Annotated in this window: 11 protein-coding genes; 3 read left to right on the forward strand and 8 right to left on the reverse strand. The window is 69.2% G+C overall.

Translation table 11 applies throughout. The features are described 5' to 3' along the window. Positions 1-27: 27 nt before the first annotated feature. Positions 28-1,014, reverse strand: a complete 987-nt coding sequence (locus SK803_RS28020) for a hypothetical protein (RefSeq protein WP_319969105.1) — start codon at positions 1,012-1,014, stop codon at positions 28-30. Positions 1,015-1,300: 286 nt separating this feature from the next. Continuing rightward, the gene (locus SK803_RS28025; RefSeq protein ID WP_319969106.1) at positions 1,301-2,431 is read right to left on the reverse strand and encodes an ROK family transcriptional regulator; all 1,131 of its coding nucleotides are present in this window, start codon (positions 2,429-2,431) and stop codon (positions 1,301-1,303) included. A 138-nt stretch (positions 2,432-2,569) separates the two neighbouring features. Between SK803_RS28025 and SK803_RS28030 the strand changes: the two genes are divergently transcribed. The 3 genes from SK803_RS28030 (at position 2,570) to SK803_RS28040 (ending at position 5,252) form a co-directional block, all read left to right on the forward strand. After that, entirely contained in the window at positions 2,570-3,526 is a 957-nt protein-coding gene (locus SK803_RS28030) for a glycoside hydrolase 5 family protein (RefSeq protein ID WP_319969107.1), read from the forward strand. A 35-nt stretch (positions 3,527-3,561) separates the two neighbouring features. Then, positions 3,562-4,266 carry a class I SAM-dependent methyltransferase gene (locus tag SK803_RS28035; protein WP_319969108.1) on the forward strand — a complete coding sequence of 235 codons (705 nt, stop codon included), beginning with the start codon at positions 3,562-3,564 and terminating at the stop codon, positions 4,264-4,266. 158 nt (positions 4,267-4,424) lie between these two features. After that, complete coding sequence (locus tag SK803_RS28040) at positions 4,425-5,252, forward strand: sensor histidine kinase (RefSeq protein ID WP_319969109.1); 828 nt, start codon at positions 4,425-4,427, stop codon at positions 5,250-5,252. Here the strand turns inward: SK803_RS28040 and SK803_RS28045 are convergent, their stop codons facing one another. The 6 genes from SK803_RS28045 to SK803_RS28070 form a co-directional block, all read right to left on the reverse strand. Beyond that, positions 5,253-6,788 carry a helix-turn-helix domain-containing protein gene (locus tag SK803_RS28045; protein ID WP_319969110.1) on the reverse strand — a complete coding sequence of 512 codons (1,536 nt, stop codon included), beginning with the start codon at positions 6,786-6,788 and terminating at the stop codon, positions 5,253-5,255. It abuts the gene before it with no gap. After that, positions 6,785-7,846, reverse strand: coding sequence for a DUF917 domain-containing protein (locus SK803_RS28050; protein ID WP_319969111.1), 1,062 nt, complete (start codon positions 7,844-7,846; stop codon positions 6,785-6,787). Before SK803_RS28050 ends, SK803_RS28045 begins: the two co-directional genes overlap by 4 nt. A 38-nt stretch (positions 7,847-7,884) precedes the next feature. Further along, positions 7,885-9,447, reverse strand: a complete 1,563-nt coding sequence (locus SK803_RS28055; RefSeq protein WP_319969112.1) for a hydantoinase/oxoprolinase family protein — start codon at positions 9,445-9,447, stop codon at positions 7,885-7,887. Between the two features lie 15 nt (positions 9,448-9,462). Beyond that, on the reverse strand, positions 9,463-10,782 hold the full coding sequence (locus tag SK803_RS28060) for a purine-cytosine permease family protein (RefSeq protein ID WP_319969113.1): 1,320 nt from the start codon (positions 10,780-10,782) through the stop codon (positions 9,463-9,465). Between the two features lie 114 nt (positions 10,783-10,896). Next, on the reverse strand, positions 10,897-11,529 hold the full coding sequence (locus SK803_RS28065; RefSeq protein WP_319969114.1) for a hypothetical protein: 633 nt from the start codon (positions 11,527-11,529) through the stop codon (positions 10,897-10,899). Between the two features lie 84 nt (positions 11,530-11,613). Further along, positions 11,614-12,939: a deoxyguanosinetriphosphate triphosphohydrolase family protein gene (locus tag SK803_RS28070; RefSeq protein ID WP_319969115.1), complete on the reverse strand. Its 1,326-nt coding sequence runs from the start codon at positions 12,937-12,939 to the stop codon at positions 11,614-11,616. Positions 12,940-12,961 lie beyond the last annotated feature (22 nt).

Below are 12,961 nucleotides of genomic sequence, written 5' to 3' on the forward strand. Positions count from 1 at the left end.
CCAAGCCCGCCAAGCGGATTTCACGCCTCAGATCCGCGCGTAGACCTCGGCGACCGCCCCGAACGCGGCCTTGGGCTCCCACTTGCCGTCCTCGTGGACCTTCACGATCCCCGGACTGGCCATGTCGAAGTCACGGCTCGGATCGTCCGGCCGATGCGTGTAGTTGCTGAGCGCGAACATGTACACGAACGCCCCGTCCACACCCTCAGCCTCGAAGATCTCCAGCACCTCACGCAGATACCCGGCCTGCTCGTCCTCGTCACGGACATAGCCGTCCTTCACCCGGACCGGCACCCCTGCCTCGTCGAGCTCGACGATCTCCATGCTGCGCGGCGCCACCGCCCCAGAGCCATGCCAGGCAGCCGTCCCGAACCCGGTGATCGCGACCGGCTTCCCTTGCGCCACAACGTTCCGAATGCCCGCCGCATACTGGTCGGCCACCTCGGCGGACCGAATCAGCTCGAACGACATGACGTCGAACAACTCCCAGTCAACCCGCTCGAACGGGATGCACGCATACGTGACCTTGCCCTGAAAGTGTTCCCTCACCACGGCCACAGCCCGCGCCAGGAACTCGTTGAGCCGGGCACTGGCCGCCAGCATCCCCTCAGCGTTGCCCAACAACCGCGTCACCCGATCCATGACATCGTCGCCGGGCAGGAACCCGTCGTTCATGACGCTCAGCTCAACACCGGCGACGAACACGACCTCGGCCCCACCAGCCCGGACCCGCTCCGCCCGCCGCGCGCACTCCGCGAACAACTCCAGGATCGCGTCAGGCGTCAACTCCAGCGGATAGGGCGAGAACCAGACCTCCAACCCGAGGTCAGCAGCAACGCGAGCACCTCGCTCCAACCGTTCGGGATCACCCCCGATCAGATGAACGGCGTTGCAGCGCAGCTCATCCCGGATGACCGCCAGATCCCGCCGAACCACCTCAAGATCAAACTCAGGCACCGAGATCTCGCCATGACGAACAAACCCTGTGTCGTACGCAATGCCCTTGGCACGCATGAGCGCCCCCCTTCCGTTCTCGACGCCCCGAGACTAGAAGAGAAAAGTGCGTGCGCGCAAGTTTGCGTCCACGAACACGATGACACACCGCGATGGCAAAGCCGAGCCGTCCAACGCTTGAAACGGGAGGTTCCGACCAGTCCTGGCCCGCCAGCAGATCCAGCGAATCCTGCGGCACGGCCGGTGTCCCGGCCGCGACCAACAGTGCGACGAAAGTGGGCGGCATCGAACCCTTCCTGTGGTGGTGCGTGGACCGCACAGGCGGCGGCGGAACCGCGCGGTGAACTCAGTTGGCGGCGGAAACCCTGGTGGTGACGAGATCGGCGAGCACGGCGTCGAGCCCGGTGGCGACGGCGCCGGTGAGGATGGCGGCCTCGCCCAGCAGCGAGGTCTTGATGGCGGGCGGGTAGGCCGAGAGCTTCGCCATCGCGGCGCGCACGGGCCGGGCGAGCAGGTCGCCGTTCAACCCGATGCCACCGCCCAGCACGATCAACGACAGGTCGACGACCGACGAGATCCTGGCGGCGTGTTCGGCGATCCGCGCCGCCTCCCACGCGACGAGGTGCAGCGCGCGTTCGTCACCCTCGCGCGCGGCGATCATGACTTCCTCCGTGGTGACGAACTCGGAGTGCTGCCAGATGTGCGCGAGGAACGCGTCCGCGGCGGGGCTGTCGGACCGGAACCGCTGCCCGGCCGGCACGTGGTCGATCTCGCCGGCTGCCCCGTTGACCCCGCGGTGCAGCCGGCCGCCGAGGACCAGTCCGGCCCCGACGCCGCTGCCGATCGACAGGAACGCGAAGTCGCCCGCGTCGAGCCCCGCTCCGCGCCGGCCTTCACCAACGGCGGCGAGGTTGATGTCGTTCTCGGCGACGACCGGCAACTCCAGCGCGGCCGAGAGCTCGGCCCGCGCCGCGAATCCCTCCAGCGCGTCCTGGTTGGCGTCGTGGACGATCCCGGTGCGCGGGTCGATCACGCCACCGATGCCGATCGTGGCGACCTCCGGCACGGACCCGGCCGCCTCGACGAGCGCGTCCCGCACCAGCACCGCCATCTCCAGCACGTGAGCAGGCGCGTTGCCGTTCACCGGCTGGTCGAGCCGTGCGAGCACGGTGCCGTCGAGGTCAGCGATGCAGCCGCGCAGGTACCGGCTGCCGAGGTCGAGCGCCAGCACGGTCGCCGCGCCCGCCCGCGGCCCGAAGTACACCGCGTCGTACCCCGCCGCGTCCTCCGGCCTGGGCACCTCCTCGACCAGCCCGGCGCCGAGCAACGCGTCGATCGCCCGGTTCGCGGTCGGCTTGGACATGCCCAGATACCGTGCGAGCTGCGCGCGACTCAACGGGTGCGCCCGCCGAATCGCCTGGTAGACGGCCTGCACGTTCGTCTCCCGCACATGCGCGCCGGTCACGGCCCCTGTCATGTCGCCAAACTAGTAACGAGACGTTACCGGTGTCTAGAGCCACTCGTTCACGGCACTCGTTCACATACCGCGCGCATACCGGCCCTCATACCCGCGGGCTGTTGCCTGACCTCGTTCCTCGACGAAGGGAGACCGGCGATGACCGGCGAGAGGCAGTACAGCCGCCGAGCGATGGGCAAGCTGGCGGCGGGCGCCATCGCGGCGGCGGGCATGGCGTCGTTGCCGGGGCAGGCATCGGCGGCACCGCACTACCGGGCGCACGGCCCGTTGCTGACCGACGGCTACCAGACGTGGATCGACGCGATCAACAACCAGGCGGCCAATCTCGCCAAGGTCGTCACCGGCTGGGGCACCCCCGGCCCCGGTCCGTGGGCGAACTACCGCGATCACGTGTGGACCGCCGCGGGCGCCTCGAACTTCCTCATCGTCCGCACGGTCATCGGCGACACCGACAACGTGATCGACCCCAACCGCGCGGTCGCCGAGATCCGCGACTCCCGCTTCTTCGAGTACAAGGCCCTCCGCTCGGGCGCCGACAAGTGCATCATCGAACTGGGCAACGAGCCGAACATCCGCGTCGCCGACCCGTGGGTCTACGGCTACAACCTCGGCGTGACGATCGACCGCATCCGGGAGACCTTCCCCGGCGCCAAGATCTGCGGCACCGCGCTCTCGCCGAACAAGGGCACCAACCCGGACACCTGGTACGGCAACCCGAACTTCGTCAACGCCATCAAGAAGTGCGACTTCGTGGGCGTGCACTTCTACAGCAACGCCGACGACGGCAGCTTCGCGAGCCAGGGCAGCTGGAACGAGCTGACCTACGCCGAAACGCTCTCGCGCTGCGCCTCGAAGTGGCCGGGCAAGCCGGTGATCGCGACCGAGTACTCGATCAGGACGACCGCGCTCACGCCGTACCAGAAGGGCTACAAGTACGGGAACTTCATGCACTTCGACGACTCGGTCGCCGGCAGTCTGTGGGGTGCCACGTACTACCACGTGCAGACCAATCCGAGTGGGATCGACTTCCACGAGAACGTCGGGTCCGAGGGGGCTCGCGGCTACCGCAAACGCCTCGCCGAAGGTGGCCTCTGAGATAGACTGAAGGCCGTTCTACCTGGGGGTTCGGGTTGCATCGGCACATCAGGACGGTCGACGACGTCCTCGCTCTGCTCGACGGTCTCTTCGCACCGGACGCCGACCGCTGGACCGAGCGGGCGGGCGACTGGTGGGACGGCTTCTACGAGGACCGGGATCGCGAGGTCCCGTTCTTCGTGGCCAAGCCGGACGAGAACCTCGCCGGCTACCTGGAGCGCGGCCTGATCACTCCCGGCCGAGCCCTCGACGTCGGCTGCGGACCCGGCCGCAACGCCATCTTCCTGGCGCGCAACGGGTTCCAGGTCGACGCCGTGGACATCTCCGCCACCGCCATCGCGTGGGCCAGCGAACGCGGCGAGGGCCTCGACATCCGGTTCCGCCACGGCGACGCGTTCGCGAGCGAGGGCTCGTACGACCTGATCTACGACTCCGGCTGCTTCCACCACCTGCCACCACATCGCCGGATCAGCTACCTGGCGCTGCTCGACCGCGCGCTCAAGCCCGGCGGCCACTTCGCGCTGACCTGCTTCACCGCCGAGGAGGGCACCGCCACCCCGGACGCCGAGCTGTACCGGCAGACCGGCCTGTCCGGCGGCGTCGGCTACCAGCCCGACGAGCTGCGCTGGATCTTCCAGCACCTGACCGAGGTGGAGCTGCGCCGGATGACCGACCAGCCGGCGGACTCCGCGACTTTCGGCAAGCCGTTCCTGTGGACCGCGCTCTTCCGCGACCGCTGATGCTCCACACAGGACAAGCGTCACGCTGCCCCGTCGCGGCGACCGGACGCCGGCGTCCGGCAGGCGGAAACAGGCAGGCCCGCCACCTGCGAAAGTAGGGTCCGCGCCCTGCTCCCGTAGGTGATCCCAGGCACAATCCCGGCAGTATCGTCAGGCGCGTGAGACGGGCCGGAGACCTGGCGCTCGTGCTGCTGGTGGCAGCGCGCGACTTCACGCTGCCGTCGGCCCTGGTAATCGCTTTCCCCATGACGTTGTCGATCGGCGCCGGCGTGGTCGTGATCGTGGGGCTGGGCGGCCTCTACCTGGGTACCCGGCGCAGGCTCGCCCGGGCCCTGGCCGAGCGCGAACGCGAGCTGCTGGCCGAGCGCGCCCGTGCCGACGAACGCACCCGGCTCGCCGCCGAGATGCACGACGTCGTCACGCACCGCCTCAACCTGATGGTGCTGCACGCCGGCGCGATGCGCGTGGCGGCCAAGGACGACGGCACCCGCCAGGCCGCCGAGGAACTGCGCACCGCGGGCTGCCAGGCGTTGACCGAACTGCGCGACCTCGTCGGCGTCCTGCGCAACGGCCGCAAGCCGCGCATCCCGGACGTCCTGCCCGACCGCCTCTCCAGCCTGGTGGCCGACTCCGCCGCCACCGGCCTGGAGATCACCCTGACCGAACACGGCGACGCCGACATCGTCTCCCCCGCCGTGCGCCGCACGATGTACCGGGTGGTCCAGGAATCGCTGACGAACGTGCACAAGCACGCCCCCGGCGCCCAAACCGAGATCACCATCCACTGTGGACCGAGCACGGTCCGCGCGGTCATCCGCAACACCGCCCCGCCGGCCACCCCGGGCAGCGCGATCTCCCCTTCTGGTACCGGTTTGCTCGGCCTGCGCGGCCGGGTGGAGATGGTCGGCGGCACCCTCACGGCGGGGCCGACAGACGACGGCGGCTATCTGGTGGACGCGGTGCTGCCGGCGTTCGTGCCGACCTGATCACTCGTCGGAGGCCCGCACCGCCCGGCAGGCGAGATGAACCGCGAGCCGCTCGTCCGGGTTCAGCAGACTGACCCCGAGCAGCTGCTCGACCCGGTTGATCCGCTGCGCCACCGTGTTCCGGTGCACCTTCAGCCGCACCGCCGCCGAGGACGTCACCGACTCCTCGTCCAGGTACACGGCCAGCGTGCGCAGCAGCTGCCCGTCCTCCACGCCCGCCAGCGGTTCCAGCAGCCGCGTCGCCTGCTCGACCAGCGCCGGTGTCTCGGCCGCCATCGACAACAGGCGCCGCACGCCCAGCTCGTCGATGTGCACGACCCGCACCGACCCGGTCATCGCGGCGGCCTCGCGCGCCTCGGCCAGCGTGCGTCCCACGCCGGACGAACCGGGATGCGGCCGGCCGACGCCCGCCACGAGCTTGCAGGACCCCAGCACCTGGGCGAGCCTCGTGGTCAGTTCGCGGTGCTGCGACTGCGGTGGCTCCGCGTCGTTGGTCAGCCAGAACGACCAGCCCTCCGCGCCCTCGACGAGCTGGCCGTGCAGGCCGCGCCGGGACAGTTCGACGCGCAGCCGTTCGGTGCTGGTCGCGTCGATGCAGCCCGGAGACGGCGGGTTGAGGGTCGCGTAGACGCCCGTGTGCCAGCCGTCGAGACGCCATCCGGCGAGCACGGCCTGCTGCACCAGGTGTGGCGGCACGTCGTCACCGGAGGCGAGCAGTTCGGACAGCAGCGAGGCGCGGGAACGGGCGCGGCGTTCGGTTTCCAGGCGTTCGGAGGCGACCCAGTTGCCCAGCGCCCAGGAGGCGACCTGGCTGATCTGCATGACGGTCTCGGCCCAGCGCTTGTTGCGGCCGCGGGCGTGCGAGACCAGCCACAGGTGCACGTGCCCGGTCCGGTCGGTCTCCACCGGCACCGCCACGGCGAAACCCTCGGTCATCTCGACAGTGGTGGCGACCGAGCCGATCAGCAGGTCCGGCGGCAGGCCCGGCGGGGACACGCCCTCGATCGCGGTGCCGTCCGCGCTGATCACCGCGCACGTCACGTGCAGCTCGCCGGACAGGATCGTGATGACGGACCGCGGATCCGGCCTGCTGCGGCCCAGCCGCGCGGTGACGGCGTTCAGCAGCCTGGCCGCCGCGACTTCTGGACGCCGCACGGCCGTGCGCAACGCATCGGCGACCAGCAGCGGATCGTCGGCCTTGGTCTGCAGGAGCGGTACGCCGAGCCTGTTCGCGAACGAGATCGTTGCGGCGGAAGGAGAGTGGTAGGAGCCCGTCGACGGCCGCACGAGCACGACGGCCCGCACGTCCGCGCTGTAGGCCCGCCGCAGCGCCACCTCGACCAGGTACGGCTGGTTCCCGGTCAGGATCACCATGTCGCCCGCCGAGCACGCCTCCACCGCCGTCATGTCCGCCGCCAGCCGCACGTCCGCGACCTCGGTGTCGACGCCGCGCTCGCCCGCCAGCAGCGACGCGTCGCCGAGCACGCCGATCTCCAGCAGGTCGCGCACGGTCAGGGAGTCGGCGTCGTCGATCACGTGACGTCCCGGAACGGCAGGTAGTCGAGGTCGTAGCCGAACGCCCGCGGGTCGACCCGCCCGAGCACCTCCGGCCGGACCCACTGCGCCGGCGATGGGAGCGCTACCACATCGACCACCGCGCCGAACGACAGACGCTCGGTCGTCAGCGGGTGGCCAGACTCGGCGTCCAGGCAGCACAGCAGATCAGGCGTCGTCACGAGCGGCTCGCCGTCCGCGAGCGCGACCAGGTACTCACCCTGCATCTCCAGGCGCACATACGCATCGTCGGCGTCCAAACAGCGCAGCGCCACCGTTCCACGAGGAAAGTCCCCGACGGACTCGCGCCACACTTCGACGACTTTTCCCCGCGTGACAAGGAAACCGCCGGACGACTTGGCCCGTTCGTCGACTGAGACCGTTTGCTGCGACCAGATCTCACCGAGCTCCAGCGCCCGCGCGAGCGAGCCCGTTATGCCCGCTTTGAGCGCGTCTGCGAGTTTCAACGGCTTCGCGACCATCATCGCCCAGCCGCCGAAGTCGACCATCACGGTGCGGGCGAGCTTCTCGATGCCGGTCGCGTCCAGCACGGCCCGGTTCCCGCTGGGTTCGGTGATGGCCAACGGGGTCGTGGGCAGCCCGGCCGCGTCGTAGGTCGTCTGGTCGATCCGTGGGAACGCTCTCCCCATCCCGTCCACGTCGACGTACGGCAGACCCAGCCGCGCGGCCAGGATCAGCGGCAACAGCCCGTTGCACCCGCCGACCTCCCACCCGATGACGGCCGTCGCGGTGGTGGAGTCGTGCGCCTGCAACGCCTTCAGCGCCTCCTCGGCCTCCAGGCCCGACGGCAGCTTCTCGATCATCACGGTCGGCGCGCCGATCAGCCCCACCCGTGCGCCGTAGCCGTCCGGGTCAGCCTCTTCCGGCGAAAGCACCGTGACAGGCCCGCTCTGTCGCATTTCGTGCCGGAGCATCGCGGCGAACGCGTGGGTTTCGTGCTCGCCACCTCCCCCGCCGCTGCCGAGCATGACCACGCCCAGAGCGAGCCGGTCTACCTCGTCGGGCTGGAGCAGGTGCATGCGCGGGACTGTAGTGCGGCCCGCGCTCGCGCGAGAAGCTATCGGTGCGGCGCGCCGTCCAGCACGAGATCGCCGACGGCCCTCGCCCGCACCCGGCTCGCGTTGCCCGGCAGGTAGGCCAGCGGGATCTCCTCGACCTCGACGATCCGCACGCTGTCCGCCCTGGCGCCCGCCGCCACCGCCCTGTCCACGGCCTCCTGACGGGCCGCGTCGAGCACCTCGTCACGCCGCGCCGGATCCATCGTGAACACCCGGTCGACCTCGCCGCCGACCTGCGCGATCGCGGCGCCGATGGCGTTGGCGAACGCGTGGTGCTCCGGCCTGATCATCTCGCGGACGCCCTCGATCCTGTCCGGCACCAGCACGCTGCCACCGCCGACCAGCACCACGGGCAACGGCGCCGGGCTCGTGCGCATGCGGTCGACCCTGGTCGCGATCCGGTCGCAGACGTGGTCGAGCACCGAGCCGACGAGCCCGCGGTCGAGGTGCCGCACGAGCGCCGGGTCGCCGATGTCCGCGAGGCCGGCCGCGACCGCGATGTCCGTGGCGGTCAGCGTGTCGCCGCCGAACACCAAAGCCTGCTGGGACAACCGGAAGCCGACACTGTCCGGTCCCACCTCGACCCCACCGGCCCGCTCGCGCACGACACTGCCGCCGCCGAGCCCGAACGACAGCACGTCGGGCATCCGGAAGTTCGTGCGCACCCCGCTGATCAGCACCTGGGACGAGGCCTCGCGCGGGAAACCGTTGTGCAGCATGCCGACATCGGTCGTCGTGCCACCGACGTCGATCACCGCGCAATCGTCCAAACCGGACAGGAACGCGCCGCCGCGCATCGAGTTCGTCGGGCCGGAGGAGAACGTGGCGACCGGGTAGCAGCGCGCGTACTCGAGGTCCATCAGCGTGCCGTCGTTCTGGCTGAGGTAGAGCGGGGCGTCGATGCCTTGTGCCGTCAGCGATTCGGTGAGCCCGTCGGCGATCTGCTCGGCGAGTTCGCGCAGTGCCGCGTTGATGATCGTCGCGTTCTCCCGCTCCAGCAGGCCGAGGCGCCCGATCTCGTGCGAGAAGCTGACGAGCAGGTCCGGCACCTCGGCCGTGATGATCTCCGCCGCCTGCCGTTCGAGGTCTCCGTTGACCAACGAGAACACCGACGAGATGGCGACCGACCGCACGCCCTTCGCGGCGATGTCGGTGGCGACGCCGCGCAGCTCGTCCTCGTTGAGCGGCGAGATGATCCGGCCGTCGTACTCGTAGCCGCCGTGACAGAGGTACGCGTGCCCGCCGATGACCTGGCGCAGCCGCTCCGGCCAGTCGACGAACGGCGGAAGTGCTTTGGTGGCGGGAAGTCCGAGCCGCACCGCCGCCGTCTGAGCAAGTCCTCTGCCCTCGACCACGGCGTTGACGAAGTGCGTCGTGCCGATCATGACCGCTTTGATCGCCGCGGCGGCGAACCCGGACGCCTGCCGCAGTCCGCTCACCGCCTCGACGATCCCGGTCGTCACGTCGGCCGTCGTCGCCCTCTTGCACTCGGCCAGAACACGGCGTCCCTCGACGAGAACGGCGTCGGTGTTGGTGCCGCCGACGTCGATGCCGATGTGCATGAGCGAAACCACCCCTCAGGCGGCCTTCGCCTCCCCGACCACCTTACGGTTGGTCGCCCGCCGCGTCCTCATCCGAAGCAGGTCCAATCGGCCGGCTGAGACGTACAGGGCGAACGCCAGCACGAGGGAGTTCAGGCTGGACTGCCCGAACGGCACCAGCTCACCGATGATCGCGGCGGCCGGCCAGATCACCACGGTCGCCGGCACCCACGAGGGCGCCGACCGCGGCACCATCGGCCGCGTGGAGATGATCTCGTTCCGCCAGCGCCGCACCAGGTAGTACTCGGCGATCATGATGCCGGTGACCGGCGGGAACACCACGCCCAGCAACACCAGGAAGTGGCTGAACTGCGCGACGATCCCCGCGGCGGCGAGGAAACTGCCCGCGCACCCGACCATCACGGTCACCTGCGCCCGGCTGATCCGCACCGCGAAGACGGCGTCGAAGAAGTTCACGAGCCCGAGCGACGCGGAGTAGAGGTTCCAGTCGTTGATCTTCAGCACCGCGGTGACCACGATCAGCGCGCCGATCCAGCCGCTCGACCGGCTGATGACGCCCGAGATGTCGGTGGTGCCCAGCCCGTGCGCGATGATCACGCCTGCCAGGCCGATGACGAACTCACCGGCCGTGATGCCCAGAACGGTCTGCTTGACGACGTCCCGCGTGGAGCGGTTGAAGCGCGTCATGTCCGGCGCGATGGCCGCACCGACGATGAAACTCCCGGTGACCAGCGTGACGGCGGTCAGCATCCCGATCGACGGCCCTGGCGCCGGGCTCGTCAAGGTGGCGCCGACATCGTTGACGTTGGTCAGCACGAGCCAGCCGAGCAACCCCAGAAACGCGGGTACGGCCACATAAGCCGTCCACGCCATCCACCGCACCCCGTAGGCCGCGATGATCGTGACGACGATCCCGAAGATCAACGACCACACCGGCGCCGGCAGCACCCCCGCGACGTCGGCGAGCGTGCCGCCCGCCAGCCCGGTCTGCACCCCGAACCACCCGGTGCAGGACAACGCGATGATCAGCCCGAGCACCGCCGATCCCGCGTGCCCGAACCCGGTCCAGCGCGTGAGGATCGCGGTCGACAGCCCTTCCCGCTGCCCGATGACGCCCACCGCGACTGCAACGACGTTGAGCAGTACCGCCCCGATCGTGAGCGCGAGGAAGGCGTCCCAGAACGTCATGCCGAACCCGAGTGTCGCGCCCAGCAGCAACTGGCTCAGCGCGGACGTCTGCCCGAAGCGCTGGGTCGCGACTGACAACCACGGGTGCCGCGCCTGGTCAGGGACACGGCTGAGGGCCTGGTCGTCATGCCCGAGAAGAGCGGCCATGAACGTCCCTCCGCCTGTGATCGACAACTCGGACAGTAATGGCCGACCCACGATCGAGCTACAGACAATGTGCACTGTCGGAGGAATCAACACGTTGCGATTCGCACAGGCCGCCTAATTCATCGCCAGCTTGATTCGCCGCCGAGCCACCAGCCGAGTGTGGTGCACATCGACCCCGACGCCGAGCCCAGGCCGCCGCTCGAACCGGTCGTAACTGCGGCTGAGCAGCCAATGAGCCGCCTCGGCCGTGATCGACTCCAACCGCACCTGCTGCTTGAGCCGCTCCAGCGCCTCGTCGACCTGACGCGTCAAGAACGCGTGCCGGGTGAGGCTGCCACTGATTTCATCGATCATGAAAACCATGGCATGCGGCTGCGCCCCGTAGGAATAGCTGCACAGCAGTGCCAGATATCCCGCGTCGATCGACCGATCGCCGATCCAGCACTCGCCGAACCGCAACGCCCCAAGATCCCACTGCGGCTCTCGTTGTGCTTGCGCCGCCTCCCGCGCCCACTGCGCAGGCCTGCCGGGCAACAAGTGCGCAAGCGCCGTGAGCATCGCCGCACTACGCCGGCTCGGCACCTCCTGGAGGTGCCGCACGACGACTTCCCACAACTCCTCGTTGTCCGCGAACGGACCCACGAACGCACTGACCTGCAACTCGACCTCGAGCGGATCGGTGAGCTGCGGCAACGGACGCCCGGCGTCCACCACCGCCTGCTGCATGGGGGTCAGCCTCGTCCGCACGGGCGCGAGGTTAGACCGAACGGCGCAACACGACCCCGTCCTTGATCCACGCCACTTCCCGGTTCACCACATCGTGATCCGCTGCTAGTGGAACCAGGCCCCGAACATCGAGTTGCGGGTCGTCCCGTTCATGCGTTCCCGCAGATCGATGGCCTGGCCCTCGGTGAGCAGGCAGAGGTAGTCGACGACCGCCCGCGCACACCGCGCCTGCGCATCGGCGTGGATCTCCGGTTCCACGTCCTCGTAGAGCTGGCGCAGCATCACCGGCACTCGCCGGCTGCGCGGGTTCTTCTTCAGACATGCCACCAGCTGGTCGAACAGCTTGCCGATGATCCGCCTCTGCCCCTCCTGCATCATGGCGAGGCCTGGGCGGTCGATGACGTAGAACCAGGTGAGTTCTTTGAGCGCCTCCACGGCGTACTGCGCCTCTTCGTGGATCCTGACGACACCGGAGTCGTCATCGAGGTAGACCGCGTCGACGAGCTGGGTGAGGTGCGTCGTGGTCACCTCGTTGAGCCAGGCGCGGTTCTGCTTGGTCTCCCAGTTCGGGCTGCGTCCCTGTCCGTTCAGCAGCTCCAGCACCTTGACCATGGCCTGCTCGAACAGCTGCTCGTCGAACCCCCGCTTGTTCGCGCGCCGATTCTTGCCCTGCTCGATCAGCTCATCACGATCCCGCCCCAGATCGTGCAACGGGATCATGCCCGCTCGGAAGTAGTCCTCGATGTCGTGCGTGGCGTAGGTGATGTCGTCGGCCCAGTCCATGATCACGGCGTTGGGGCACCGGACGTGCCGCTCGGATCCCTGGCGGGCCCAGGCGAAGTCGTCCCTCTCGCTGGCGTAGGCACCCCACTTGTCACCGCGCGTGCGATCGGTCCAGTGCTCGGGACATCCTTTCTTGCGGTCAGCGAACGTGCCGGGGTACTTGAGAATCGCGTTCAGGCTCGACCTGGTCAGGTCCAGGCCGGCGTGGGAGTCACGTCTGATGGCCAGCTTGGTGACGATGCGGAACGTCTGCGCGTTGCCCTCGAACCCTTCGAGACCCGGGATCGCCTCGACCCTGTCGTTCAACACCTCTTCGGCGATGTGACCGAACGGCGGATGGCCGAGATCATGAGCGAGGCCCGCGGTCTCCACGACGTCGGGATTGACGCCGATCTGCTCGGCCAGGTCCCGTTGGCCCGACGCGACGCATTGCGCGATCCTCCGCCCGAGCTGCGCGACCTTCAGGCTGTGCGTGAGGCGGTTGTGCAGCACGCGCTGCTCGCTCACCGCCGCGACCTGCGTGACGCCGGCCAGCCTGCGGAAGGCCGACGAGTAGAGCACGCGGTCCCGGTCGCGCTCGAACGGCCCGCGGTAGTCCGGTCGTTGGTTGTGTCGGTGCCTGCGATCGACTCCATCGTTTCCTGACATCGGTTCGCCCCTTGATCGTCTC

It is taken from the genome of Lentzea miocenica (assembly GCF_033949945.1).
Lineage (GTDB): Bacteria > Actinomycetota > Actinomycetes > Mycobacteriales > Pseudonocardiaceae > Lentzea > Lentzea miocenica.

Excerpts from the sequence above, each read along its gene's own strand:
- SK803_RS28060 (WP_319969113.1), bottom strand. The coding sequence starts at position 10,782 with ATGGCCGCTCTTCTCGGGCATGACGACCAGGCCCTCAGCCGTGTCCCT.
- SK803_RS28055 (WP_319969112.1), bottom strand. The coding sequence starts at position 9,447 with ATGCACATCGGCATCGACGTCGGCGGCACCAACACCGACGCCGTTCTC.
- SK803_RS28025 (WP_319969106.1), bottom strand. The coding sequence starts at position 2,431 with ATGACAGGGGCCGTGACCGGCGCGCATGTGCGGGAGACGAACGTGCAG.
- SK803_RS28030 (WP_319969107.1), top strand. The coding sequence starts at position 2,570 with ATGACCGGCGAGAGGCAGTACAGCCGCCGAGCGATGGGCAAGCTGGCG.
- SK803_RS28050 (WP_319969111.1), bottom strand. The coding sequence starts at position 7,846 with ATGCACCTGCTCCAGCCCGACGAGGTAGACCGGCTCGCTCTGGGCGTG.
- SK803_RS28070 (WP_319969115.1), bottom strand. The coding sequence starts at position 12,939 with ATGTCAGGAAACGATGGAGTCGATCGCAGGCACCGACACAACCAACGA.
- SK803_RS28020 (WP_319969105.1), bottom strand. The coding sequence starts at position 1,014 with ATGCGTGCCAAGGGCATTGCGTACGACACAGGGTTTGTTCGTCATGGC.